Origin of the sequence: Bacillus cereus group sp. RP43, assembly GCF_040459645.1 — a bacterium.
Lineage (GTDB): Bacteria > Bacillota > Bacilli > Bacillales > Bacillaceae_G > Bacillus_A > Bacillus_A mycoides_C.
Genome location: NZ_JARVHQ010000001.1, coordinates 527,217 through 553,371, shown reverse-complemented (window position 1 = coordinate 553,371; position 26,155 = coordinate 527,217). Strand labels below are relative to the sequence as shown.

Here is a 26,155-nt window from a genome sequence, read left to right as displayed (position 1 = left end):
TAAAAATTGACGTTCACGTTGTTTGTTTCGTTCAGTTTTCAAAGAACTACTTGGTCGCTCATTTGCGACTTCCTTATGTTAACATCTTCGTTTTTCGATGTCAACTAAGTTTTTTAATTTCTTTTTTGTCGTTTTCTGCGTTTCCGCATCAGCGACGGTTATTAATATATCATGTGAAAAAATGAAATGCAACACCTTTTGAAAACTTTTTTAAAACCAACTACATTTCTTTTTTAATATCATATACTTAAACGAAATATCTCTTTCATTTCTAAGTAATTCCTACATATATTCTATATAAAGTCACTCTACCAAAAAGCGTTTCTTTCTATATAAACGTTTTATTTATATACCATATCATACAAGGAGGAATATACATGGACTACACCGACTTATTAATAAAATTAGGTCTCTCAACTATTTTAGGATTCGCTATCGGTTTAGAGCGCGAATTAAAACGTAAACCACTCGGTTTAAAAACTTGTTTAGTTATTTCTATTATTAGTTGCCTCCTGACTATTGTTTCTATTAAAGCAGCTTATAACTTACCACATACTGATCATATGAATATGGATCCACTTCGACTTGCCGCTCAAATCGTATCAGGAATCGGCTTTTTAGGTGCCGGTGTAATTTTACGAAGAGGAAACGATAGTATTGCGGGACTAACGACTGCCGCTATGATTTGGGGTGCTTCTGGTATTGGCATTGCCGTTGGAGCCGGCTTCTATATCGAAGCAATTTTCGGGATGTGTTTCCTTATGATTAGTGTAGAACTTATCCCATTAACTATGAAATTTGTCGGCCCTAGATCATTTCGTCAACGTGATATCGCAGTTAAACTCGTTGTACGAAATATGGACAATATCCCCATTGTAATTGAAGAAATAAAAGAAATGGATATAAAGGTTAAAAATATGAAGCTTAAAACATTAGAAAGCGGCACTCACTACTTACATCTTAAATTGTCTATCGATCAAACAAGACATACTGCCGATGTTTACTATGCTCTCCAACATCTTGAAAGTGTTCAACAAACTGAAGTTGAAAGTATGTATTAATTATGAAATGAACTCTCTTTTTAATTAGAGAGTTTTTCTTGTTTCTATAATGGTAACAATGAATGTAGTCCTGAAAAGTAAGGAGGAATAGGAACTTGAAATCCCGTCCGAATTTAGTAGATACATTTCGTGATTCCATTATCTTTCGTTTAATTTGTTTTATTATTGTGCTTACTGCTTTCTCCGGCTTTCTTATACATATATTAGAGCCAACTCACTTCACCACATGGTTCGACGGGGTTTGGTGGTCAATCGTTACCATTTTCACCGTTGGATACGGCGATTTCGCCCCCCATACAACGATAGGAAAACTTATTGGTATAGGCATTATTTTATTAGGAACGGGATTTTGTTCTTATTATATGGTTCTATTCGCTACCGACATGATTAATAAACAATATATGAAAATTAAAGGAGAAGAAGCTGCTACCTCTAATGGTCATATGATTATCGTTGGCTGGAATGAACGTGCAAAACATGTTGTAAAACAAATGCACATATTACAGCCGAACCTTGATATCGTTTTAATTGATGAAACACTTTCTTTACTTCCAAAGCCATTTCATCATTTAGAATTTATAAAAGGTTGTCCGCATCACGATCAAACTTTATTAAAAGCTAATATCACAACAGCTCACACTATATTAATAACAGCGGATAAAGAAAAGAACGAAAGCTTAGCGGATACACAGTCCATTTTAAATATTTTAACTGCAAAAGGTCTTAATCCAAACATTCACTGCATCGCTGAACTTCTTACTTCTGAACAAATCCAAAATGCAACAAGAGCTGGCGTATCAGAAATTATAGAAGGAAATAAATTAACGAGCTATGTATTTACCGCTTCTCTTTTATTCCCTTCCATTTCAGGTGTACTATTCTCACTTTACGATGAAATCTCTGATAACAAATTACAACTGATGGAGATTTTCCCGTCCTGCACCGGACAATCCTTTGCAAATTGTAGCTATACTCTTTTAAAGCAAAACATTCTCTTACTAGGTGTAAAGCGCGACGAACAATATATGATCAATCCAGTTCATTCTTTCATTCTCATCGAAAGCGACATACTCATTGTTATTCACCATTAAAAAAATGACTTTCTAGTTCCTGCACTAGTACTTTACCAATATTGATATATTTTCTTTTCACGTCTCCATCGGGATCTTTCGGCTCAGCAAATTGATCAAATCCGCTCGTTCCAGCTGTTAACGCATTCACATTATCATCTAGTTCGTCTTGATATACGTGAGAAAGAATATACGGCGTTTCAAGACGGACTATTACCTCAGGCACATCTAGTTCTCCATCCACCGCTGTAAATGGTACTCGTAAAAATTGATAACCATCTTCTTCGTCGATTTTATAATCAAAGCATCCTTTATCATAATCCCAATTGCCACCAATATTATATCCAAGTGGTTTCATAACCTCTTCTAACTTATATAAAGCATATGTACGTCCTTCTAAATTTGATTGAATCGGAATCAAGCCCATCCCTCCTAGACTTTTCCTTTAGCATACCCATTCTAGTTTGAATATACCGATGTATTTTTCAGTACAATAATAAAAAGCGACCGGAGATCCGGTCGCTTTTTATTATTTTAAACGCTCTTCTAATTCTGCTTTTAACTCTTCAAATCCTGGTTTTCCAAGTAGAGCAAACATGTTTTTCTTGTACGCTTCTACTCCTGGTTGGTCAAATGGATTTACGCCTAATAGATAGCCGCTCATCGCACATGCTTTTTCGAAGAAGTATACAAGGTAACCGAATGTGTACTCATTTAATTCAGGGATGTTTACGATTAAGTTTGGTACTCCGCCATCGCTATGTGCAAGTAATGTACCTTCGTATGCTTTTGTGTTTACGAAGTCTATCGTTTCACCAGCAAGATAGTTTAATCCATCTAAATCGTTGTCATCTAATTCGATTTTTAGTTCGTGTGTAGATTTACCTACTTTAAGAACTGTTTCGAATAGATCACGGCGACCTTCTTGAATGTATTGACCTAATGAGTGTAAGTCAGTTGAGAAGTTTGCTGAAGATGGGAAAATACCTTTTTGATCTTTTCCTTCACTTTCACCAAATAACTGTTTCCACCACTCAGAGAAGTAGTGAAGTGCTGGCTCATAGTTAACAAGCATTTCAATTGTTTTCCCTTTATTGTATAGGGCATTACGAACTACTGCGTATTGGTAAGCTGGGTTTTCTTCCAGTTCTGATGTCCCGAAGTCATCATGACCAGCAGCTGCACCTTTCATCATCTCTTCAATATTTAAGCCACTTGCCGCGATTGGTAATAGACCAACTGGCGTTAATACAGAGAAACGGCCTCCAACGTCATCTGGAATTACGAATGTTTCGTAACCTTCGTTATCAGCTAATGTTTTTAATGCGCCACGTGCTTTATCTGTAGTTGCATAAATACGCTTGCGAGCTTCTTCTTTTCCATATTTCTCTTCTAATAACTTACGGAAAATACGGAATGCAATTGCAGGCTCTGTTGTTGTACCTGATTTGGAAATAACGTTAATAGAGAAGTCTTTACCTTCTAGTACGTCCATTAAATCTTTCATGTAAGTGGAGCTAATGTTTTGTCCAACAAATAGCACTTGTGGAGTTTTACGTTGTTCTTTAGAAAGCGTGTTATAGAAAGAATGGTTTAGCATTTCGATTGCTGCACGTGCTCCTAAATAAGAACCACCGATACCTACAACAAGTAAAATGTCAGAGTCATTTTTAATTTTTTCTGCGCATTTTTGAATGCGCACAAATTCTTCTTTGTCATATTGAAGCGGAAGCTCTACCCACCCAAGGAAATCGTTCCCAGCTCCAGTTTTTTCGTGGATTGCATGATGTGTTACTTTTACTGCATCACGTAAATAAGTTAGTTCATGTTCACCGATGAAGGATAACGCTTTAGAATAGTCGAACGTTACATGTGTACTCATCTTTTTCCCTCCAATTATGTATATGTATTTCTGTATTCACTTTAGCGAAACTAAAGTTGTAAATCAAGCGATTCAACAATTGTAACCGTAACCAAAATATATTTTTTAGAAAAAGTTCATTTTTCGCATAAAAATTCGCATTTTTCGGTATAGATGTATATACATCATTTTTATTATATTTTTTATGTATAAAAACAACATAACTAAACCATTCTATAAAGGAGTTAATTAACTCATCGCTTGCTCATGCTTCACAATTAAGGGGGGCTTTTTCATGAGTACTCTGCAACGTATCGCATTAGTCTTTACTGTAATTGGCGCTGTGAACTGGGGATTGATCGGATTCTTCCAGTTTGACTTAGTGGCAGCCATTTTCGGTGGACAAAACTCAGCTCTTGCACGTATTATTTACGGCATCGTTGGTATTTCTGGGCTTATCAACCTCGGCTTACTATTTAAACCATCCGAGAATCTTGGTACTCACCCAGAAACACATGAAATTCAATAGTCAGTATGTCTTTTTCGCCTCCGACATACGAATATGATTGCATGCAATCATATTTGCAAATATATATATATCATAAGTCAAAGTAAAAGAGGAACGCTCATATGCGTTCCTCTTTTACTTTATTACTTCCGATTCTTCAATCCATTCTGCTAGCTTTTCTCGCAGCGTATTGAACCCTTTATCAGATGGATTCGGTATAAGAACCCTTCCTTGTTTTCTTTTCGCGGCTTTTAACGATAAACTCATTTTCCTGTGCTCTTCATCAATTGAAAGTACCTTTACTTCTACTGTATCTCCGACCTTTAAAAAGTCATGAATGTCTTTTACATACCCATTTGTGATTTCAGATATATGCACAAGTCCTTGTGTTTCTGCATCCAAAGCTACAAATGCACCGTAATCTTGAATTCCAGTTACTTTCCCTGTTACAACCACTCCCGTTGTATATTGTTCTGACATGTGAAACACTCCCATACGTTTACCATTTTCTCTACAATTGTAAATAGCAAAGCAGATGTATTTATTGTTAAATATCCGATTAATGGTAAGTATCCTAAGTAAACCCCCGAGGACACTCCCACCTTATATTAGTAAATTATACCACTATGATAGAACTCATTCAAAATTCACGAAAAAATTTCCTGTAATACGTATAATTCTCCAATATTAGGATAGAATACTAACACATGGCTTTCTAGTATTCCCCCCCTTTTATGGACAAAACGTATTGTGTTTTGTCCTTTTTTTATTCTCTATGAACCGTTCCATTCTCTTCATTGCTTCCATAAGTTGCTCAAGCGATGTTGCATATGAACAACGGATAAATCCTTCACCACTCCCGCCAAACACATTTCCAGGAACAACAGCCACTTTTTCTTCTAATAATAACTGTTCTGCAAATTCTTCTGAAGATAGTCCGGTTGAAGCTATAGAAGGGAAGACATAAAACGCCCCGCCTGGCACATGACATGTTAAGCCCATTTCATTGAAAGATGTCGTCATAAAGTTACGACGCTTTTTATAGCTATCTCTCATTCGAATTACTTCATCATTTCCCCCGCGTAATGCTTCAAGCGCTGCAAATTGAGACATCGTCGGTGCACACATCATTGAATACTGGTGGATTTTGAGCATTAATTCTGAAAATTGCACAGGGGCTGCAATCATCCCAAGACGCCATCCCGTCATCGCAAATCCTTTTGAAAACCCTGAAATTAAAATCGTATGGTCACGCATATTTTTAATACTCGCGAAACTCGTATATGCTTCGTCGTATACAAGTTCTGCATAAATTTCATCAGATAACACGATTAAATTATACTTCTCAACAATAACTGCTAGCTTTTCTAATTCGGATTTATTTAACATTGCGCCTGTTGGGTTATTAGGAGAACAAAGTAATATTGCCTTTGTTTTCGTTGTAATAGCTGCTTCAATTTGATCTGGCTGTACTTTAAATTCATCTCCTAATGAAGTCGCTACTGGAACTGGAACCCCGCCCGCTAGCGTAACAAGCGGTGCATACGAAACGAAACTTGGTTCAATAATAAGTATTTCATCATCAGGGTTTACAATAGCACGCATCGCTACATCTAGCGCTTGACTCGCTCCAACTGTAACAATGATTTCATCATTCGGATCATAAGATACTGCAAATTGTTTTTTTAGATACTTTGCTATTTCTTGACGGAGCTCCAATAATCCTGCATTTGCTGTATAGGCTGTATATCCTTGCTCTAAAGAACGGATACATGCTTGCCTTACATTCCAAGGTGTAACAAAGTCAGGCTCCCCCACTCCAAGTGAAATAACACCTTTCATACTTGCCGCTAAATCAAAAAACTTTCGTATACCGGACGGTTGTAAAGATTCTGCTACTCTAGATAGGTCAAATTGCTTCACGGTGTCACCACAATTCTCTTATCATCATCTGTCTTTTCATAAATAATGCCCTCATGTTTATACTTCTTCAAAATAAAATGAGTTGTCGTTGAAACGACAGATTCAATTGTTGCTAGTCTCTCAGAAACAAACATTGCTACTTCTCCCATCGTCTTCCCTTCTAACGTAATAGAAAGGTCATATGTCCCAGACATTAAATAAACGGATTTCACTTCTGAATAGCGATAAATTTGTTCAGCTACTGCATCAAAACCGACACCACGCTTCGGTGTAACTTTCACATCAATCATCGCCGTTAAACCAGTATGTTCTTTCACTTTTGTCCAATCGATATGTGTTACATAGTCCACGATAATCTTTTCACTTTCTAATTTCGCAACCATTTTTTTCGCTTCTTCTACTTCTATATTTAACAACTTCGCTAATGTATCTACAGATAAACGACTATTCTTTTCAAGACAAGCTAATAATTCTAATTCTTTCTCTGTCACCATATAAATCACCCTTCCTTTTAGTTTGTGTCTAAATTATACAAATACCCTTTCCAGTTTGAAAAGAAGATTTTTTTTGAGAATTATGTCAAAATAAAGTGAAACTTTAATCAGTGGGAGGGTTCATCCCCATTGATTATTAGCCTTCACCAATCGGGCCTTTACTGGCAGCCCGGACTCCCACCTAACCTCTTTGCTTCAGCCGTTTTTTGGGTGGGAGTCTTACTGCCCGCAAATAGTGGGGTAAAGTGAAACTTTAATCAGCGGGAGCTTCATACCCGCTGATTATTAGTACACACCAATCAAGGTAAAGAGGAAAGGGGATGGAACCGTGAAACCAAAAGTATATATTGCCGAACCAGTTCCAACATTTGTAGAAAACTATTTATCAGAACACTGTGATTTTGAAAAATGGGATCAAAACGAGAAAGTACCTCGTGATGTTCTATTGGAAAAAATAAAAGATAAAGATGGGTTATTAAATTTCGGATCTACTATAAATGAAGAGTTATTGCAGGCTGCTCCTAATTTAAAAGTAGTAAGTAACATTTCTGTTGGCCATGATAACTTTGATTTAAAAGCGATGGAAAAACAAAATGTTATCGGAACGAATACGCCATATGTGTTAGATGATACAGTAGCCGATCTCGTTTTCGCTCTTATGTTATCTGCTGGACGCCGTGTTTGCGAACTCAATTCCTATGTGAAAAATGGTGAATGGAACGCTGAAATCGGAAAAGAACACTTCGGACTAGATGTACATCATAGTACGATCGGTATTATCGGAATGGGACGAATTGGAGAAGCTGTCGCAAAACGAGCGAAATTCGGATTTGATATGAATGTCCTTTACTATAACCGTCGCCGTAAAGAAGAAGCTGAACAAAAATTTGATGCTACATATTGTGATTTACAAACTCTAATCAAACAATCTGATTTTATTATTCTTCTTACTCCATTAACAGATGAAACATATCATCTTATCGGTGAAAAGGAATTTTCACTAATGAAAGAAACAGCAATTTTCATTAATGCTTCTCGCGGGAAAACAGTAGACGAAACTGCATTAATTCATGCGTTAACAGAAAAGAAAATATTCGCAGCCGGCATCGACACATTTACACAAGAACCGATTCAAAAAGAGAATCCGCTCTTATCATTACAAAACGTTGTAACTTTACCGCACATCGGATCTGCAACATTAAAAACAAGGCAGCAAATGGCAATGACAGCTGCTGAAAATTTAGTGGCAGGATTACAAGGAAAAACACCACCTAATATTGTGCGTCGGTAATTATAAATACGCGAAAGGCAAGATGACATCGTCATCTTGCCTTTTTTTGTTAACATATTTTTTTCTCCCTTGGAGATGATATGAACAAAAATCAATGGAGTGACAAAAAATGAACCATGAATGCAAATGCCCTTACTTCACTTTTTCCACTCGCGGCACTACTATTCATTACGAATTGTACGAAAATAATACTAAAAAAGAACGACCTACTTTCGTACTCGTTCACGGCTTCCTCTCTTCCTCATTTAGCTATCGACGACTCATTCCTTTACTAACAAAGGAAGGTACAGTAATTGCCCTTGATTTACCACCATTCGGAAAAAGTGATAAATCTCATCTCTTTAAATATTCTTATCACAATTTAGCAGCTATTATTATCGATTTAATCGAACATTTATCTCTCTCGAATATTGTATTAGTTGGTCATTCTATGGGCGGACAAATTTCACTCTTTGTAAACCGTTTACGCCCTGAATTAATTTCAAAGACAATTTTACTATGTAGCTCTAGTTATTTAGCACGCGCAAACTTACCTTTACTGTACTCCTCTTATTTACCGTTCTTCCACTTATACGTGAAGAACTGGATTATTCGAAGGGGCATCGTTCATAACTTAATGAATGTCGTTCATGACCATTCATTAATTGACAATGAAATGATGGAAGGCTATGCTGCTCCTTTTTATGATGATCGTATATTCCCTGCTTTAACTCGAATGATAAGAGACCGTGAAGGCGACTTATCTTCAACTGAATTACAAAAAATCGAAACCCCAGTATTACTCATTTGGGGTGAAAAAGATCGCGTCGTCCCTGTACATGTAGGACACCGTCTCCATAAGGACCTACCTAATTCAACTTTCATTTCTTATGAAAATACAGGACACTTACTACCTGAAGAAAAGCCCGATCATGTTTATGAAGAAATTGTTGCATTTGCGGCGCAATAAAGTGAAGCTTTAATCCGTGGGAGGTTCTATCCCCACGGATTATTAGCCTTCACCAATCGGGTTTTTACGGGCAGTTTGATTTCTCGCCTAACCTCTTTGCTTCAACCCAATTTTGAGGCGGGAGTCTTACTGCCCGTTAAAACGGGATAAAGTGAAGCTTTAATCAATCCAAACGAAAATAAACAAAAAGGCTGTCGTAAATTCCGACAGCCTATAATGAACAACTTCCGCCTTCTTTTAGTACAAGTAACTCTACTGCTAATTTTTCGCATTTTTCAAGTGCAGGTACTTCTTCAAAAGACATAAAGTATATATGTTGAATTTTCTTTGCGATGTATTTCGGATCATCAAACACACTTACGACGTTTACAACATCGCTCGCTTCTGTTTCATAAAACTCCGGTCCCATTTGAAACGGATCCCAATTTTTCACAACCTCAATCATTTTGTCATATGTACCCATCTACTTCCCGCCTTTTCACTTTTTAATGCTTTTCTTTATCGTATCACATCAGCTATTCTATAAGAAGAGTGAGAATTTTCACAACTTAACAGTTTGACAGAAGAAAGGAGCAAACAAACATATGCAACTATTTCATAAAACGGTAAATAGGCGCGGAACACATAGTACAAAATGGGATACATATAAAAATGAAGAGCTCATCCACGCTTGGATTGCCGATATGGACTTTGAAGTACCAAAACCAATTCAAACTGCATTACAAAAGCGCATAGAACATCCTATTTTCGGCTATACACTTCCTCCTGAAAATATTGGGGATATCATTTGTAATTGGACGAAAAGCAAATACAATTGGGAAATACAAAAAGAATGGATTGTATTTAGCGCAGGTATCGTTCCAGCTCTTAGTACGAGCATACAGGCTATAACGAAAGAAGGCGAAGCCGTACTCGTACAACCTCCTATTTATCCACCATTTTTTGAAATGGTCAAAACAAATAATAGACAATTATGTGAGAGTCCCTTGTTTAAACAAAATGGCATATATAAGATAGACTTCGAGCATCTAGAAACTCAATTTAAACAAGGTGTAAAACTAATGCTTCTTTGCAGCCCTCACAATCCTATCGGACGCATTTGGACGAAAGAGGAGCTAATAAAACTCGGTACGTTATGTACGCAATATAATGTAACCGTTGTCGCGGATGAAATTCACGCCGATATTATTTATAGAGGCCATACTCATACACCGTTTGCTTCTTTATCTGAAGAATTAGCAGCACGCACTATTACTTGTATGGCTCCGAGCAAAACATTTAATATCGCTGGATTACAAGCATCGATCATTATTATTCCGAATGAAAATCTCCGTAATGCCTTTATGTCTATCCAATATAGACAAGGATTCCACGGATTAAATACATTTGCTTATACAGCAATGCAAAGTGCCTATACAGAATGTAATGATTGGCTAAATGAAATTCGATTGTACGTTGAAGATAACGCTCAATTTGCTTGTGAGTATATTCAAAATCACATACCAGCTCTTTCTGTAATTAAACCAGAAGGTAGTTTTTTACTGTGGATTGATTGTTCCCACTTGGATCTTTCTCAAGATGAACGAACAGCATTGCTTGAAGAAAAAGGTAAAATCATCGTTGAACCTGGTGAGAAATACGGAACAGGTGGAGAAGCCCATATCCGAATTAACATTGGCTGTCCTAGATCTGTTTTAGAAAAAATTTTAAACAGACTGCACCATACATTCTCATAACAAAAAAGGAGGCTATCCCAAAATGATTTTGGGACAACCTCCTTTTTTTTCGATAAATCGATATAATTCCACTTACTATCATGCGGTTTTACAACAAAATCTACCATTCACGGTAGCTTCTATTTTTTCTTCATATCCGACGCTTTTTTTACGATAACACCGCAAGCAATTCGGCCACCAGATTTACCCGTTGGTTGTGTCATACCATCATCAGCGTTTTCTGTAATAATAATAGACGCTCCATCTTTTCTATGAATCGTCGTTTTTCCTTCTTCAAGCGTTATATGCGGAGCATCGATTTCTGCTTTAATCTTTCCCGAACCGTCTGCAACTACATTCGGTAAATCACCATTTTCCGCACCTTTCGGATTCAAGAGCCCATGTTCTTTATTATCCGGATTAAAATGATTCCCAGATGATTCGAAACGTGGCGCTTTACATTCTCCGATTTCATGTACATGTATCCCGTGTGGTCCTGGTGTAAAGCCTTCCGCTTTAATCGTAATTTTCACTCCACTTGTTTGCTGAGCTACTTTTGCAGTCCCAACCTCATCACCTGAAGCATTATGTAATTTCACATCAATTTCTTTCGGCTTCCCTTGGTCACAACCCGCCATTAGAAATAATAAACAACAACTGAAAAAAAGCCGTCTTTTCATTCAATTCCCTCCAAAATACTTTCTGCCCTTAGATTGTCCGAGCATAGAGGGAAACATGCAAAAATGAATTACTGTTTCTTTTCAGCTAAAAGCTTTTTTTCTACTTTCTGTAATCGCTCTGCTTCTCGTTTTGATACACGAATAAACATACGCCACGTAGCAACCGCACCGATGATAAATAGAACGCAAACAATACCTGGAATAATATACTCCGTTTTATCTTCAGGAAAATATAAAGGCATCATATAGAACACTCCTTATCAGGGAATTTATGAAAACAATTAACATCAGAATTTTCTGTTATATCATTTTAAATTATAGTTGAAGCCTGTCATATTCTCAAGGACATTCAAAAATCAACTGATTTCTTTGACTACTTCTTATACTTTCCTTACTATAAACTTGAGGTGAAAAATATGAGAGAAACATTTGAAATTGGTGAAATCGTTACTGGTATTTATAAAACTGGAAAATACATCGGCGAAATTACAAATAGCCGTCCTGGCAGTTACGTCGTAAAAGTATTAGCTGTTTTAAAACATCCAGTGCAAGGTGATTTACATAATGTAAAACAAGCTGACGTACCATTCTTCCATGAAAGACGTGCTTTAGCTTTTCGTGAACAGACCAACATTCCAGAGCAAATGGTGAAGAAATATGAAGGAGAAATTCCGGATTATACAGAGTCACTAAAATTAGCATTAGAAACTCAAATGAATTCATTTTCTGAAGATGATTCACCTTTTGCGGGGCGTAGTCTAGAAACACTTCAGCAATTGAAGCAAGATTACAAACTTTAAAAAAACAAAACGACCAAATTACATATTTTGCAATTTGGTCGTTACTGTGTACTCACTTTCTTTAACACTTTCGAAAAATCAACAAGTTCCCCTAATGTCGGAGGTGCTGGTTTGACTAAATACTCTTTATCTTTTTCTACTAACTTAAAAATATTATATGTCGTCATTGCATCATCAAGCGCACAATGATGCTTTCCTGTTCCTGCTTTTCCATAAGCCTCAATTGCTTTCCACAGCCCTGTTTGATTTCTCTCTCCAAAAAACTTTTTATACTCAAGCGATAAATCACGACACTGTCCAAAGAATGGAAATTCTACTCCCGCCATTTCGCAGTTTTGCCTTAAGACTTTCATATCCATATTTCCCCACGTTACAATTGTTGGTTTACACCTCTTTTCATATTCTGCAAGTTTCTCAACAAGTTCATGAAAAGAAATTCCTTTGTCCACTACTTCCTGTTTAATTCCTAAAAATTTTTTACATCGATCCGTTAAAGACGGAAATGTTTTCGGTCTAACATGCGATGAGTACGTATCTTCCACCTTACAACCAACAACTGAAACGAGTCCGACCTCAATAATTTCTGGGAAAAAACCTTTTGGCTTTTTTCTATGCTGGGGCATCGTAAACTCAAAGTCTAAAAACAAAAATCGTTGTTCATCCATACGATCCCTTCCTTATCATCTTTGTCATTCCTTTCTATTTGACACTCCTACACGAACAAGCTCGAATGCTGATTCTATTTTAAATATTCAGATTGGATGTATCTTATATATATGTCAGATGCCCACAAATATTTTTAAAAATAAGAAAAAATGACCTATGCAGAAAATATGACAAAATAAACCCTTTCATTTACATCCGCCATTTTTCTACTTTATAATGACTTTATGTGTGTTTCATCTAGTTAATTTTTTGAAACACTAAGAAAAGTGAACGAAAGGAGATGAGATTTTTGCACGAAACAACGCAAGAGCTCGCAAACTGGCAGTATTATTTTGCTATCGCAGTCTTTTTAATTACATATGCCATTATTATTTCTGAAAAAATTAACCGCGCTGTCATCGCACTTCTTGGCGCAGCATTCATGGTAATTGTGGGTGTCGTTGACTTACACAACGCCTTTACGAAACATATTGAATGGGGAACAATTACATTACTCATCGGTATGATGATACTAGTAAACATTACAAGTAAGTCAGGTGTCTTCCAATACGTTGCCATTAAAGCAGCAAAAGGAGCACAAGGAAATCCAATTAAAATTTTAATTTCACTTTCCTTACTTACCGCGCTTGGCTCCGCATTTTTAGATAACGTTACAACAGTACTTCTTGTTGTTCCAGTTACTTTATCTATTACGCGCATCTTGCAAGTAAATCCTGTTCCATATTTACTTTCTGAAATTATTTTTTCAAATATCGGAGGAACAGCAACATTAATTGGTGATCCGCCAAACATTATGATCGGTTCTGCAAATAAGCATTTAGATTTCAATGCTTTCTTATTCAACTTAGCACCTATCGTAATCATCATTATTGCTGTTACAGCAACAATGCTTTACTTCATGTACCGTAAACAATTAATTGCTGATCCTGTACAAATTAAAAAGTTAATGAGCTTAGATGAAAAACAATACATTAAAGATCCAGTATTAATGAAGAAATCTTTAACAGTACTTGGACTTACGATTGTAGGTTTCATGACTCATTCTATTTTCCATATTGATGCAGCAATTATCGCCTTAACTGGTGCTACTGTACTTATGCTAATCGGTGTGAAAGAGCATGAAATTGAAGAGGTATTCGCAAGTGTAGAGTGGGTAACAATCTTCTTCTTCGCGGGACTATTCGTACTCGTTGGAGGACTTATCGATATCGGGCTTATCAAAACGTTAGCTCAAAAAGTAATTGGAATAACAGGCGGAGATATTTCTCAAGCATCTATCCTTATTCTATGGGTATCTGGTATCGCCTCTGCAACAATCGATAACATTCCATTCGTTGCAACAATGATTCCACTTATTAACGATATGGCAGTTGGGCTAGGTTTATCACCTTCTGACGCACAAATCGACGTACTATGGTGGGCATTAGCATTAGGTGCTTGCTTAGGTGGAAACGGAACATTAATCGGGGCTTCCGCTAACGTAATCGTAGCCGGAATCGCAAGTCGTGAAGGACATAAATTCAGCTACATGGAATTCCTTAAAGTCGGCTTCCCAATTATGATCGTTTCATTAATCATTTCTCATATTTACATTTACTTACGCTATCTTGTGTAGTAGAAAAAAGCGCCCTGCTAAGCAGGGCGCTTTCGTTCTTTTTTCAGCATATCCGAATTATTATGAAACCAAATCTATCGACCGCACGACAACTTCGATACGCCTACTCGTTATACCTCACCGGCTCATTCCGAATAATGAACAAATGAATCGGCAAGAAAACCGAAAATGTGATTGTATGAATGATCGTAAATAGTATGGAATTCGTTCCGTATCTATCCAAAATAGCGTAGATGAGATAAATAGACAGCACAATCGATACTGCTGTTGCTAGTAAACTTATAATCGGTACGAAATTAAAGATAAAACATCCGACATATATACCAAATACTTTCCACCCTGCCTCTTCTTTCAAGAAATCTGGTAATTTGTCCTTCGCCAAGTCACCCCACGTCTTACTATTCAAAAATGGAATAAACGCAAGAACCCCATCAGTTGCACCATCATTTTTTGCCATCGTATAAAGTGCAAAAGCCGTTAACAAATACGAAATAATTGCCCAAATTATTATAACAAGAATAACCGCAAAACTAAGAGCAAAGAAACCTGCTAGTACGCTTTGATCTTCCATCTTATCCTCTCCTCTCTCTTCTCAACATATTTCATTACAGTGCAAGTTATGTTTTAAAATTCACCCAAACTCTTTGTATAATAATATGAGAAAGATAATAAGAGAGGAGAAAGACTTATGCATCCATTTGTAAAAGCATTACAAGAGCATTTTACAGCTCATCAAAATCCCGAAAAAGCAGAACCGATGGCACGTTATATGAAAAATCACTTCCCGTTTCTCGGCATTCAAACTCCTGAGAGAAGACAATTATTGAAAGACGTCATTCAAATACATACTCTCCCAGATAAAAAGGACTTCCAAATTATCATACGTGAGCTTTGGGACTTACCAGAACGTGAATTTCAAGCTGCCGCACTCGATATCATGCAAAAATATAAAAAACACATAAACGAAACTCATATCCCATTTTTAGAAGAACTTATTGTCACAAAATCTTGGTGGGACTCTGTTGATAGCATCGTCCCTACATTTTTAGGTGCTATCTTTTTAAAACATCCAGAATTAATTTCTGCATATATTCCAAAGTGGATTGCATCAGAAAACATATGGTTACAACGTGCCGCTATTTTATTCCAGCTAAAATATAAACAAAAAATGGATGAAGAACTCCTTTTCTGGATTATCGGACAACTACATTCTTCAAAAGAATTTTTCATTCAAAAAGCGATTGGCTGGGTCCTTCGCGAATATGCAAAAACAAAGCCAGATGTAGTTTGGGAATACGTTCAAACTAACGAGCTCGCTCCATTAAGTAAACGTGAAGCAATTAAGCACATTAAGCAAAATTACGGAATAAATAACGAAAAAATAGGCGAGACTCTATCATAGATAGGCACGTTCCTCTATTGTGATTTAAAAAAGAACGTGTTAGAATATGTTCATTATTATTAATATAAGTAGCGATGACGGACTTATAAGTACTTGCACAAAAGCGATTCAGGGATAGTGAAAGCCTGAAGCCGCAAGGAAACGGCAGTCTCGAGCAATACGTGATGAAAGTGGATGTGCGAAATGCACATCAACTAGGGTGGAACCGCGGGTATATACAAGCTCGTCCCTAGGCATGATTGCCTAGAGACGAGCTTTTTTGTATTTAATTTAAAAGCGGAAGCGGCTCGTTCAGAATCGCAGGACATTGGAGCTCTCGATCTTGAAGCGTTCTTTGCTTCGAGCGAGAGAGCGAAATGGCCGGAGATTCTAGCCGCTGGAGCTGGATATACCTTAAAGCGCAAGCGCTCGTTCAGAATGTGAGGGGGATGGAGCTTCTGACATAGAGGCGCTTTTTGCCTCGGCGGAAGAAGCGAAGCCACCGAATATTCTAGCCGCTAGAGCTGGATATACCTTAAAGCGCAATCGGCTCGTTCAGAATGTGAGGGGGATGGAGCTTCTGACATAGAGGCGCTTTTTGCCTCGGCGGAAGAAGCGAAGCCACCGAATATTCTAGCCGCTAGAGCTGGATATACCTTAAAGCGCAATCGGCTCGTTCAGAATGTGAGGGGGATGGAGCTTCTGACATAGAGGCGCTTTTTGCCTCGGCGGAAGAAGCGAAGCCACCGAATATTCTAGCCGCTAGAGCTGGATATACCTTAAAGCGGAGATACCCCGTTTCCAAAGTACCCATCACGTCATCGCAAATACGTTAACTTTCAAAAGGAGGATTTTATTATGTATTCAATGGAACAAGTTGTAAACTTAGCAAAACATCGCGGTTTCGTTTTCCCTGGTTCTGAAATTTACGGTGGTCTTGCAAACACTTGGGATTACGGTCCACTTGGAATCGAATTAAAAAATAACGTTAAAAAAGCTTGGTGGAAAAAATTCATTCAAGAATCTCCACACAACGTTGGTTTAGACGCTGCTATTTTAATGAACCCTAAAACTTGGATCGCTTCTGGTCACGTTGGTAACTTCAACGATCCAATGATCGACTGTAAAAAATGTAAAGCTCGTCACCGTGCTGACAAATTAATTGAAGATGCATTAGATGCAAAAGGCATCGAAATGGTTGTTGATGGTCTTACTTTCGACCAAATGGCTGATTTAATGAAAGAACATGAAGTAAAATGTCCTGATTGCGGCAGTGAAGAGTTCACTGAAATCCGTCAGTTCAACTTAATGTTCAAAACATTCCAAGGTGTTACAGAGTCTAGCACGAACGAAATCTTCCTTCGTCCTGAAACAGCACAAGGTATTTTCGTAAACTTCAAAAACGTACAACGCTCTATGCGTAAAAAACTTCCATTTGGTATCGGCCAAATTGGTAAGAGTTTCCGTAACGAAATCACGCCTGGTAACTTCACATTCCGTACACGTGAATTCGAACAAATGGAACTTGAATTCTTCTGTAAGCCTGGTGAAGATTTAGAGTGGTTCGCATTCTGGCGTGAAACTTGTAAAAACTGGTTACTTTCACTTGGTATGCATGAAGAGAGCATGCGTCTTCGTGACCACGGTGAAGAAGAGTTATCTCACTACAGTAACGCAACAACTGATATTGAATTCAGATTCCCATTCGGTTGGGGCGAACTTTGGGGCGTTGCATCTCGTACAGACTTCGATTTAAAACGTCACATGGAACACTCTAACGAAGACTTTAACTATATCGATCCACAAACGAATGAGCGTTACGTGCCGTACTGTATCGAGCCATCTCTAGGTGCAGACCGTGTAACATTAGCATTCTTATGTGATGCATATGAAGAAGAGCAATTAGAAAACGATTCTCGTACAGTTCTTCGTTTCCACCCTGCTTTAGCACCATATAAAGCAGCTATCTTACCATTATCTAAAAAGCTATCTGAAGGTGCTACTGAAGTATTCGCAGAACTAGCTAAAGACTTCATGGTAGACTTTGATGAAACTGGTTCTATCGGTAAACGTTACCGTCGTCAAGACGAAATCGGTACACCATTCTGTATCACATACGACTTCGACTCTGTTGAAGACAAAGCTGTTACAGTACGTGACCGTGACACTATGGAACAAGTCCGTATGCCAATTAGCGAACTAAAAGGTTTCTTAGAGAAAAAAATCCAGTTCTAATTATAAAAAAGAGGCAGCTCATAAGAGCCGCCTCTTTTCTATTTTTCACGTTTTTCTTTAATTGCTACTGTACATCTTGAAATACATATTAAATCATCATTTTCATCAATGATACGAATATCCCAAACCATCGTTGAATGCCCTCTATGTATCGGTGTCCCGATTGCTGTTACGATTCCATCTTTCTTTGAGCGAATATGATTTGCATTAATTTCTAGACCGAAACAAATACATTTCTCTTGATCAATTAAATTATATGACCCAACACTTGCTACCGTTTCCGCTAACGCAATAGACGCACCACCATGTAAAAATCCAAACGGCTGATGCGTACGCTCGTCAACAGGCATCGTAGCAACTACTTTATCTTCTGTCATTTCTAACAACTCAATTCCAAGTGAGTCCATTAAAGTTTTTGCCATATCGTTTTCGCCTTCTCTCTCTTTAATTAAATGTATAATTTTACCTGTTTATTTTCAAACTACCTATAACACTTATATAAGGAGGTTTCACCACAATGAAACAGAAACTTTGTATACTATTGCTCATGTTCTCCTTGCTGACTATTGTACCAAATTGTGCAATGGCAGCCAAAGCATCTAACCTGACAATCGATGTTCAGACTATAACGCAAAAAGGTAAGAAACCTTATATAGAATATCAAATTAGTAGGCCTTCTTTTCACAATTTTTCCGATTCTAAATTTCAAAATAAGCTCAATTTCTATTACAAAAAATCTACTGACAAATTTAAAAACAAATTAGAAAAAGAAGCAAAAAAATATTATAAAGAAACAGAAGGGTCTAGTACACCCTTCCATCCGTACGTGGCGAATGTTGATTATAAAATCTCCTTAAATAAACCACCTTTTCTCAGCCTATATGTGAATTACTATCAATATACAGGCGGAGCGCACGGACTGTATACGTGGAAGGCAAATACATTTGATTTGAACGAAAAAAAATTATTACACTTAGACGACTTATTTCAACAAGAGGATAAATATAAAGAAATAGTTCGCACAGAGATTGTAAGACAAATTAAACAAAATGAAAGCATCTATTTCCCTGACGCAGCCGAAAAAGTAATGAGCACTAAAAAGTTTCACTACTTTTTAGAACCGGATAATCTTGTGATTTATTTCTCTTTATATGAAATTGCTCCTTATTCAAGCGGAATCCCACAATTTCGTATTCCATACACATTGCTTAGAGACTATTTAAAGCCTTCTTATCAAAATATTTTGATTGACAACAAGTAAATATTTTCGCTACGATAATGTTAACCTAAAAACAACAGGAGGTTAACATTATGAGAAGATTTCATGTTTTAGATTTAGCATTAGCTGCCATGTTCGTTGCTCTTATGGCCATTGGTGCAAATATTGTATCTTGGGCACCATTCCTGCAAATAGCGGGCGTCCCGTTATCTATGCAACCATTTTTCGCAATTTTAGCAGGTCTTCTTCTTGGAAGTCGACTTGGTGCATTATCAATGATTGTATATATGCTCGTTGGCGTAGCCGGCGCACCAATCTTCGCTAACTTCAAAGCTGGATTCGGGGCACTCTTAGATCCTACTGGTGGTTTTATTATCGCGTTTATTATCGTTGCTTACGTATCAGGAAAACTAGTAGAACAAAAAGAAAAACCAACATTTAGTACATTTGCAATTGCCTCTTTCGCAGGAATCATTTTAACTTATATTATCGGTACTACTTACATGTACGGGGCGGTCAATCTCTTCATGGGCGGTAATATGAGTTATAAAGCTGCTTGGATGATCATGATGTGGTTTGCAGTAAAGGATATTGCATTTACAATTATCGGCGCTATTATCGCACCTCGCATATACTATGCTGTACGTCGTTCGGCTTATCAGCATTCTCATTCGACGATTTCATAATAAACAAGGAGCTGTTCCTATAGGAACAGCTCCTTGTTTATTATATTAAGACTCTTGCTTCATTTGCTCGTCTAAAATTTTTTTCATCATTACTAGCATATCATCACGTAATTCTGGGTGTTGCAATGCCATTTCAATTGTTGTTTGAACAAATCCTAATTTTTCACCAACGTCATAACGCTTTCCTTCGAAATCGTATGCAAATACACGTTGAATTTCATTTAAGCTTTGAATTGCATCCGTTAACTGAATTTCGCCACCCGCTCCAACTTGTTGCTGTTCCAAGAACATAAAGATTTCAGGAGTTAAAATGTAACGTCCCATAATCGCTAAGTTTGAAGGCGCAGTACCTTGCGCTGGTTTTTCAACGAAATTACGAACTTGATAACGACGTCCCTCTTGCTCTAACGGATCAATAATTCCATAGCGATGTGTTTCTGCTTCAGGAACAGTTTGTACACCAATAACAGAAGAAAGTGTTTTGTCATACTCGTCCATTAATTGACGTAAACATGGTTTTTCAGCTTGAACGATATCATCGCCTAATAATACTGCAAACGGCTCATCACCAATGAATTTACGCGCACACCAAACAGCATGTCCTAATCCTTTTGGTTCTTTTTGACGAATGTAATGGATATCTACCATTTTAGAAGAAGCTTGTACTTTTTCAAGTAACTCATACTTTTTCTTCTCTAATAAGTTTTGCTCTAATTCAAATGCGTTATCAAAATGATCTTCGATAGAGCGCTTTCCTTTACCAGTAACGATAATAATATCTTCGATGCCTGATTTGACTGCTTCTTCTACGATGTATTGAATTGTTGGTTTATCTACAATTGGAAGCATTTCTTTTGGCATTGCTTTCGTTGCTGGTAAAAAGCGTGTTCCTAATCCCGCTGCCGGGATAATTGCTTTTCTCACTTTTTTCATGACAAATACCCTCGCTTTTCATTCTAATTCTCTTAGTAAAGTGCAAATTTATAACACTCGCTCGTAATAATCCTCTACATCAAACAAAACTATAAGAAAAGAGGAGGCCGTTCTCCGTTCTCCCCTTTTCCTATCAGTAGCACTCTATTCTATTATAAACGATTCATAATATCTTCTTTAATAGTAAGTAACTTTTGTTCACTATTTTGTAAGGAATCATCTTGTACACCAAAGTAGAATTTGATCTTCGGCTCTGTTCCCGATGGGCGTAAGCAGAACCAAGAACCATCTTCTAATTGATATTTTAACACATTTGATTTCGGTAAGTGAATCTCTTCCTTATTTCCATCTTGTAACGTTGTAATGATGCTTTCCTTATAATCCTCAACTGCAACGACTATTAAACCAGCTACTTCTTTCGGAGGATTCCCGCGGAATGTTGCCATCATCTTTTGAATCTGTTCAGCACCATCTTTTCCTTTTAACGTTAACGATACAAGGTCCTCACGGAAGAACCCATACTTCTTAAATACTTCTAACAGACCATCGTATAACGTTTTACCTTGTGATTTGTAGTACGCAGCTACTTCACATGCAAATAGGACGGATTGAACCGCATCTTTATCACGGCAGAATGGACGGATTAAATAACCATAGCTTTCCTCATAACCGAATTGGAATTCATATTGTCCACTTTCTTCATACTGTCTAATTTTTTCACCGATAAATTTAAATCCAGTTAACGTATCAACTGTATCTAAACCGTATGCTTTTGCGATTGTACGACCAATTTCAGACGTTACGATTGTTTTTAAAACAACACCGTTTTCTGGAAGAGTCCCGTTTTCCTTCTTTTGTGATAATAAGTAATCAAGCATTAACGCACCTGTTTGGTTACCAGTTAACACTTGGAACTCACCATCATGATTGCGAACTGCTACACCTAGACGGTCTGCATCAGGATCTGTTGCGATTAACACATCTGCGCCTACTTTTTCACCGTCGCGAATTGCATACTCAAATGCTGCATGCTCTTCTGGATTTGGTGATTTTACTGTAGAGAAGTTTGGATCTGGTAACTCTTGCTCTTTTACAACTGTTACATCTGTAAATCCAACTTCTTCTAAACCACGGCGTACCGAAATATTTGACGTTCCATGTAGTGGTGTAAAGACGATTTTTAAATCTTTTCCTACTTCTTTCACCATCTCTTTATTAATAATGACATTGTTCAATTCTGCCGCATATGCATCATCTACTTCTTGTCCAATTATATGTAATAAACCGTCAGCTTTTAATTGCTCAACATCAGCAACTTTAACTGTTAATTCATCTTCTACTGCATTTACGTAGCTAATTAACTCATCAGCTTCTTTTGGAGGCAACTGGCCACCATCTTCACCATATACTTTATAACCGTTATATTCGGGCGGATTATGGCTTGCCGTAAGAACGATTCCACTTGCTGTATGTAAATGACGAACTGCGAAAGAAAGCACTGGTGTTGGACGTAAGCTTTCAAATACATATGTTGTAATACCTTGTGCACCAAGAGTAGCAGCTACTTCCATTGCGAATTCAGGTGATTTATGACGAGAATCATACGCGACAACAACACCGCGTTTTTTCGCTTCTTCACCTAATTTTTCAATAAACCTAGCTAATCCTTTTGTTGCTTTACGAACTGTATATACATTTAAACGGTTCGTACCAGCACCAAGTTCACCACGCATACCACCTGTGCCGAACTCTAGATTTTTATAAAAGCTATCCTCGATTTTCTTCTCATCTTGCTTCATGTTTTCTAGCTGTTCTTTTAATTCTGCGTCTAATTCTGCATATGAAAGCCAGCGACTAAATTCTTGTTTCCAATTCATACTTCCATCTCCTCTCGCCTGTCGTACCTTCATTATATGAAAAAAACAACCTGCATCTCAATATTTTTTAAAATCTAGCAGGATTTTACTATAAATATTTGTATACACTATGGTTAAATACTCCACCAAAGGGAATGAAGATTATGCAAGAATGGGGCTTGTCAGAAGAGCTCAAAATAAAAACAAAGCAGATGATTGAAATTGCTGAAAAAGAATTATCAAACATGAAGCATGCAATCGATAAAGAAGATGAATGTATTTTATGTAAAATGGAAGATATTCATCATATGTTAACAGATGTACAGACGTTAGCAGCTACATATTATATTCAAGCATATTTATCACCTTATACGGAAAGTTCACATTTCATCACTACAGCTGTCCAACATTTAAGCGCTCGAAAACACGGTGCTCTTATTATTGTGGAACGAAGTGATGCTCTTAATTCTTTCATTCAAACTGGAACGACATTAAACGCACACTTAACCGCGCCACTACTTGAATCGATTTTTTATCCAGGGAACCCTCTTCATGACGGAGCCGTTCTCATTAAAAATAATCATATCGTCTCAGCAGCTAATATTCTTCCATTAACAAAAAGCACAGAAATCAATCCTGAGCTAGGAACACGTCATAGGGCCGCAATTGGCCTATCAGAGAAAAGCGATTCACTTATATTGGTTGTCTCTGAGGAAACAGGGCGTACTTCATTCGCTTTAAGCGGGACGTTATATACGATTTCTTTATAGGACGAATCTTTCACTATATAGCACTTTTTGGAACGGTAAAATAGTAAATGAAATTATATCAACCGTAACTCCAAATATATCGACTTACCGACAAAAACTGACAATAGTCATACCATATCAATAAGAAAAGGCTATCCCAAAAATTTGAGACAGCCTTTTCTTCAAAAATTATTCTTCTCCGAAACGCTCAACAAGTGTTGCAAGTGTACGCACCATTGCACCTGTTGCTCCAGATGGTCCTAAATCATGTGCACCTGTTGTTTCAGATGTTCCAGCGATGTCTAAGTGTACCCATGGTGTTTCTTCTGCAAATTCACCAAGGAATGTCCCAGCCATAACCGCATGTCCTTCACGGCCTGGTGAGTTATTTAAATCCGCAAATTTACTGTTCTTGACACGTTCTTTATCACGTTCAAAAATCGGCAATTGCCAAATTGGCTCATCCGTTTCCATAGAAGCCTCTAACACTTGTTCAAATAATTCTTCATTATTTGTCATTGCGCCTGTTGTATGATTTCCAAGTGCAACAATTACACCGCCTGTTAATGTTGCAACATCAACTAAGTAATTTGCACCAAGTTTCTTCGCATACGTAATACCGTCAGCTAACGCTAGGCGACCTTCTGCATCTGTATTTAATACTTCAATTGTTTTTCCGCTCATAGATGTAATAACATCATCTGGCTTAAATGCCGTACCACTTACAACGTTGTCAGTTGATGGAATAACAGCAATTACATTTTGCTCAGGGCGAAGTTCACCGATGATTTCCATCGCGCCAAGAACAGCTGCAGCGCCGCCCATATCACCTTTCATACCAACCATGCCTTCACGTGGTTTTAAAGAATAACCGCCTGTATCATATGTAATCCCTTTTCCAACAAATCCAATTACATCTTTCCACTCTTCTTTTCCTTTATAAATAAGAGCGATCATTTTAGGTGGCTCTGTCGATCCTTGGTTTACTGCAAGTAATGCACCCATACCAAGCTCTTCCATCTCTTCTTTCTCAAGAACCTTATAATCCATATCGTATTTTTCTGCTAATTCAACTGCATACTCAGCAAGCTTTGTCGCTGTTAATACGTTTGGCGGCATATTTACAAGCGTACGAGCTGAGTTCGTTGCACGTCCATGTACGTATCCTACTGTTAATGCTGCTTCAATTTCTTGTGCATCTTCTGCTGTAATAGCAATCAGTTTTTCTAACTCTACTCTTTCTTTTTCATCCGTTTTATATGTTTGTAATCCGTATGTACCAAGGCAATATACTTCCGTTGCAATATGAGCTACATCAATCGCATCTAATTTCTCTGTTACGAAAGAATCAAGTAAGATTGCTGCGTCTTTTACTTTTGCCGATTGTAACGATTTAAAAGCTTTACTAAGAGCTGCACGTAACGTTTCTGTTGTATATGACTCTTTCTTACCTAAACCAACAAAATAATAACGTTTAACATTTGTTTTTCCTAAGCTATGTACTTTTGAAATGGCTTTCTTCTTAGCTGAAAGTTCTTTTTCTTCTAATAAAACTTGTAATTGTCCTTCAAACGCTTTATCCAGTTCTTGTACAAAGCTACTCGTTTTATCTTCTTCAAATAAGGCAACAATTACCGCTTCATGACTTGCTAATTCTTTTTGTACTTGCAACATGTTCAGACCCCCTAAATTTCTCTACGTCCATTATAACTTTATTTTCGATAAAATGCGACAATTCTAAATTCTGTTATTTCATATAAAGATGCTATCTCCTATGGTGAAATAAGACAAGAAAAAAGTCTAGCGTTATTACCACTAGACTATCTTTGTTTTAAATATTGTCCACGAAACACTTGCATCGTTTCGTCTTGATTTAACATCGTTAACTCTTCTTCCGAAAACTTACCATTTCCTATTTTCACTATATACACATTTACTTTTTTCTTACCCCATTGGCTATAAACATCTTTCACCGTATCATAATATAAATCGAGACGATTTCCTTTTATAGCACCGCCCTTATCAGCTACAACACCATATCCGTAACCTGGCACGAATAGAATTGTCCCAAGGGGGAATACGCGCAAGTCAGCAGCGATTGTGGAATATAAATCCCTTTTTGCTTTAACACCTGAATATGTAATGCCATACTCTGGATGCCCCGGTCTCTTTCCAGTTGACTCTATACCTGATGTATAACCAGTTGCAGTCATTTCTATAACACGATATTTAGACCAGTCATTTGCCTGTTCTAAAGCATTTATCACTTCTTTACTCGGAGCAACTTTTTTCTCAATTTCTGCTGCATGTACTTCTTTTGCACTTGTTTCTTCATATAATTTTATAATCTCTAATAAAGAAACTCCTGTGAAAGCCTTCCATGTTACGCATAATGCGAATGCAAGTAAACAAGTCATCATAATGCGAATACAATATCGTTTTAACATTTTTATATTCCACACT

General features: G+C 37.2%; 28 protein-coding genes. 13 read left to right on the top strand and 15 right to left on the bottom strand.

The genetic code is table 11. The features are described 5' to 3' along the window. Nucleotides 1-377: 377 nt before the first annotated feature. Both QCI75_RS02805 and QCI75_RS02800 read left to right on the top strand, forming a co-directional pair. Nucleotides 378-1,061, top strand: a complete 684-nt coding sequence (locus QCI75_RS02805; RefSeq protein WP_144508398.1) for an MgtC/SapB family protein — start codon at nt 378-380, stop codon at nt 1,059-1,061. 95 nt (nt 1,062-1,156) lie between these two features. Then, nucleotides 1,157-2,152, top strand: a complete 996-nt coding sequence (locus QCI75_RS02800) for an ion channel (protein ID WP_144508397.1) — start codon at nt 1,157-1,159, stop codon at nt 2,150-2,152. On the opposite strand, the gene QCI75_RS02795 is transcribed toward QCI75_RS02800, so the two are convergent. Continuing rightward, a complete protein-coding gene (locus QCI75_RS02795; RefSeq protein ID WP_142344678.1) occupies nt 2,139-2,552 on the bottom strand; it encodes a YugN-like family protein in 414 nt (137 codons plus the stop codon). The genes QCI75_RS02800 and QCI75_RS02795 overlap by 14 nt on opposite strands. A 108-nt stretch (nt 2,553-2,660) precedes the next feature. Then, on the bottom strand, nt 2,661-4,013 hold the full coding sequence (locus QCI75_RS02790) for a glucose-6-phosphate isomerase (protein ID WP_144508396.1): 1,353 nt from the start codon (nt 4,011-4,013) through the stop codon (nt 2,661-2,663). Nucleotides 4,014-4,287: 274 nt separating this feature from the next. On the opposite strand from QCI75_RS02790, the gene QCI75_RS02785 reads away from it, so the two are divergent. Further along, entirely contained in the window at nt 4,288-4,521 is a 234-nt protein-coding gene (locus tag QCI75_RS02785) for a DUF378 domain-containing protein (RefSeq protein ID WP_002034535.1), read from the top strand. 114 nt (nt 4,522-4,635) lie between these two features. Here the strand turns inward: QCI75_RS02785 and yugI are convergent, their stop codons facing one another. The 3 genes from yugI to QCI75_RS02770 form a co-directional block, all read right to left on the bottom strand. Further along, the gene (yugI, locus tag QCI75_RS02780; protein WP_144508395.1) at nt 4,636-4,980 is read right to left on the bottom strand and encodes a S1 domain-containing post-transcriptional regulator GSP13; all 345 of its coding nucleotides are present in this window, start codon (nt 4,978-4,980) and stop codon (nt 4,636-4,638) included. 252 nt (nt 4,981-5,232) lie between these two features. After that, a complete protein-coding gene (locus tag QCI75_RS02775) occupies nt 5,233-6,423 on the bottom strand; it encodes an aminotransferase (RefSeq protein WP_144508394.1) in 1,191 nt (396 codons plus the stop codon). Then, nucleotides 6,420-6,917 carry an Lrp/AsnC family transcriptional regulator gene (locus QCI75_RS02770; RefSeq protein ID WP_142395810.1) on the bottom strand — a complete coding sequence of 166 codons (498 nt, stop codon included), beginning with the start codon at nt 6,915-6,917 and terminating at the stop codon, nt 6,420-6,422. The genes QCI75_RS02775 and QCI75_RS02770 overlap by 4 nt, the downstream gene beginning before the upstream one ends. 298 nt (nt 6,918-7,215) lie before the next feature. Between QCI75_RS02770 and QCI75_RS02765 the strand changes: the two genes are divergently transcribed. Beyond that, nucleotides 7,216-8,208 (top strand): 2-hydroxyacid dehydrogenase, encoded by a 993-nt coding sequence (locus QCI75_RS02765; RefSeq protein WP_144508393.1) that lies wholly within the window; start codon nt 7,216-7,218, stop codon nt 8,206-8,208. Nucleotides 8,209-8,317: 109 nt separating this feature from the next. Next, nucleotides 8,318-9,157 carry an alpha/beta fold hydrolase gene (locus QCI75_RS02760; RefSeq protein ID WP_144508392.1) on the top strand — a complete coding sequence of 280 codons (840 nt, stop codon included), beginning with the start codon at nt 8,318-8,320 and terminating at the stop codon, nt 9,155-9,157. Nucleotides 9,158-9,368: 211 nt separating this feature from the next. Here QCI75_RS02760 and QCI75_RS02755 read toward each other — a convergent pair whose 3' ends face one another. Next, the gene (locus QCI75_RS02755; RefSeq protein WP_098777515.1) at nt 9,369-9,620 is read right to left on the bottom strand and encodes a YugE family protein; all 252 of its coding nucleotides are present in this window, start codon (nt 9,618-9,620) and stop codon (nt 9,369-9,371) included. 121 nt (nt 9,621-9,741) lie between these two features. On the opposite strand from QCI75_RS02755, the gene QCI75_RS02750 reads away from it, so the two are divergent. Beyond that, nucleotides 9,742-10,893 carry a MalY/PatB family protein gene (locus tag QCI75_RS02750; RefSeq protein WP_353759949.1) on the top strand — a complete coding sequence of 384 codons (1,152 nt, stop codon included), beginning with the start codon at nt 9,742-9,744 and terminating at the stop codon, nt 10,891-10,893. 119 nt (nt 10,894-11,012) lie between these two features. Here the strand turns inward: QCI75_RS02750 and sodC are convergent, their stop codons facing one another. Together sodC and QCI75_RS02740 are read right to left on the bottom strand one after the other, a co-directional pair. Beyond that, complete coding sequence (gene sodC, locus QCI75_RS02745; RefSeq protein ID WP_002124423.1) at nt 11,013-11,552, bottom strand: superoxide dismutase [Cu-Zn]; 540 nt, start codon at nt 11,550-11,552, stop codon at nt 11,013-11,015. A gap of 68 nt (nt 11,553-11,620) precedes the next feature. Further along, on the bottom strand, nt 11,621-11,797 hold the full coding sequence (locus QCI75_RS02740; RefSeq protein ID WP_353759948.1) for a hypothetical protein: 177 nt from the start codon (nt 11,795-11,797) through the stop codon (nt 11,621-11,623). A gap of 171 nt (nt 11,798-11,968) precedes the next feature. Here QCI75_RS02740 and kapB point away from each other — a divergent pair, with 171 nt between their 5' ends. Further along, entirely contained in the window at nt 11,969-12,352 is a 384-nt protein-coding gene (gene kapB / locus QCI75_RS02735) for a kinase-associated lipoprotein KapB (RefSeq protein WP_001209324.1), read from the top strand. Between the two features lie 41 nt (nt 12,353-12,393). Here kapB and kapD read toward each other — a convergent pair whose 3' ends face one another. Beyond that, entirely contained in the window at nt 12,394-13,017 is a 624-nt protein-coding gene (gene kapD, locus QCI75_RS02730; RefSeq protein ID WP_353759947.1) for a 3'-5' exonuclease KapD, read from the bottom strand. 290 nt (nt 13,018-13,307) lie between these two features. On the opposite strand from kapD, the gene QCI75_RS02725 reads away from it, so the two are divergent. Continuing rightward, nucleotides 13,308-14,633, top strand: coding sequence for an ArsB/NhaD family transporter (locus QCI75_RS02725; RefSeq protein ID WP_353759946.1), 1,326 nt, complete (start codon nt 13,308-13,310; stop codon nt 14,631-14,633). A 103-nt stretch (nt 14,634-14,736) separates the two neighbouring features. Here QCI75_RS02725 and QCI75_RS02720 read toward each other — a convergent pair whose 3' ends face one another. After that, nucleotides 14,737-15,204, bottom strand: coding sequence for a hypothetical protein (locus QCI75_RS02720; RefSeq protein ID WP_144507669.1), 468 nt, complete (start codon nt 15,202-15,204; stop codon nt 14,737-14,739). 117 nt (nt 15,205-15,321) lie between these two features. Between QCI75_RS02720 and QCI75_RS02715 the strand changes: the two genes are divergently transcribed. Together QCI75_RS02715 and QCI75_RS02710 are read left to right on the top strand one after the other, a co-directional pair. Next, complete coding sequence (locus tag QCI75_RS02715) at nt 15,322-16,035, top strand: DNA alkylation repair protein (protein WP_105585457.1); 714 nt, start codon at nt 15,322-15,324, stop codon at nt 16,033-16,035. An 837-nt stretch (nt 16,036-16,872) separates the two neighbouring features. Further along, nucleotides 16,873-18,249 carry a glycine--tRNA ligase gene (locus QCI75_RS02710; protein ID WP_128281981.1) on the top strand — a complete coding sequence of 459 codons (1,377 nt, stop codon included), beginning with the start codon at nt 16,873-16,875 and terminating at the stop codon, nt 18,247-18,249. Between the two features lie 38 nt (nt 18,250-18,287). On the opposite strand, the gene QCI75_RS02705 is transcribed toward QCI75_RS02710, so the two are convergent. Next, entirely contained in the window at nt 18,288-18,671 is a 384-nt protein-coding gene (locus QCI75_RS02705) for a hotdog fold thioesterase (RefSeq protein ID WP_001140604.1), read from the bottom strand. Nucleotides 18,672-18,766: 95 nt separating this feature from the next. Between QCI75_RS02705 and QCI75_RS02700 the strand changes: the two genes are divergently transcribed. Together QCI75_RS02700 and QCI75_RS02695 are read left to right on the top strand one after the other, a co-directional pair. Further along, entirely contained in the window at nt 18,767-19,510 is a 744-nt protein-coding gene (locus QCI75_RS02700) for a DUF3298 and DUF4163 domain-containing protein (protein WP_353759945.1), read from the top strand. 50 nt (nt 19,511-19,560) lie between these two features. Further along, entirely contained in the window at nt 19,561-20,154 is a 594-nt protein-coding gene (locus QCI75_RS02695) for a biotin transporter BioY (RefSeq protein ID WP_353759944.1), read from the top strand. Between the two features lie 45 nt (nt 20,155-20,199). Here the strand turns inward: QCI75_RS02695 and galU are convergent, their stop codons facing one another. Both galU and QCI75_RS02685 read right to left on the bottom strand, forming a co-directional pair. Further along, nucleotides 20,200-21,087 (bottom strand): UTP--glucose-1-phosphate uridylyltransferase GalU, encoded by an 888-nt coding sequence (gene galU, locus QCI75_RS02690; RefSeq protein ID WP_098777525.1) that lies wholly within the window; start codon nt 21,085-21,087, stop codon nt 20,200-20,202. A gap of 152 nt (nt 21,088-21,239) precedes the next feature. Next, nucleotides 21,240-22,964 (bottom strand): phospho-sugar mutase, encoded by a 1,725-nt coding sequence (locus tag QCI75_RS02685; RefSeq protein WP_353759943.1) that lies wholly within the window; start codon nt 22,962-22,964, stop codon nt 21,240-21,242. Between the two features lie 143 nt (nt 22,965-23,107). Here QCI75_RS02685 and cdaS point away from each other — a divergent pair, with 143 nt between their 5' ends. After that, nucleotides 23,108-23,713 (top strand): sporulation-specific diadenylate cyclase CdaS, encoded by a 606-nt coding sequence (gene cdaS / locus QCI75_RS02680; protein ID WP_144507682.1) that lies wholly within the window; start codon nt 23,108-23,110, stop codon nt 23,711-23,713. A gap of 168 nt (nt 23,714-23,881) precedes the next feature. Here the strand turns inward: cdaS and QCI75_RS02675 are convergent, their stop codons facing one another. Together QCI75_RS02675 and QCI75_RS02670 are read right to left on the bottom strand one after the other, a co-directional pair. Next, nucleotides 23,882-25,366 (bottom strand): leucyl aminopeptidase, encoded by a 1,485-nt coding sequence (locus QCI75_RS02675; RefSeq protein ID WP_353759942.1) that lies wholly within the window; start codon nt 25,364-25,366, stop codon nt 23,882-23,884. Nucleotides 25,367-25,512: 146 nt separating this feature from the next. Beyond that, complete coding sequence (locus QCI75_RS02670; RefSeq protein ID WP_353759941.1) at nt 25,513-26,139, bottom strand: 3D domain-containing protein; 627 nt, start codon at nt 26,137-26,139, stop codon at nt 25,513-25,515. Between the last annotated feature and the right edge of the window lie 16 nt (nt 26,140-26,155).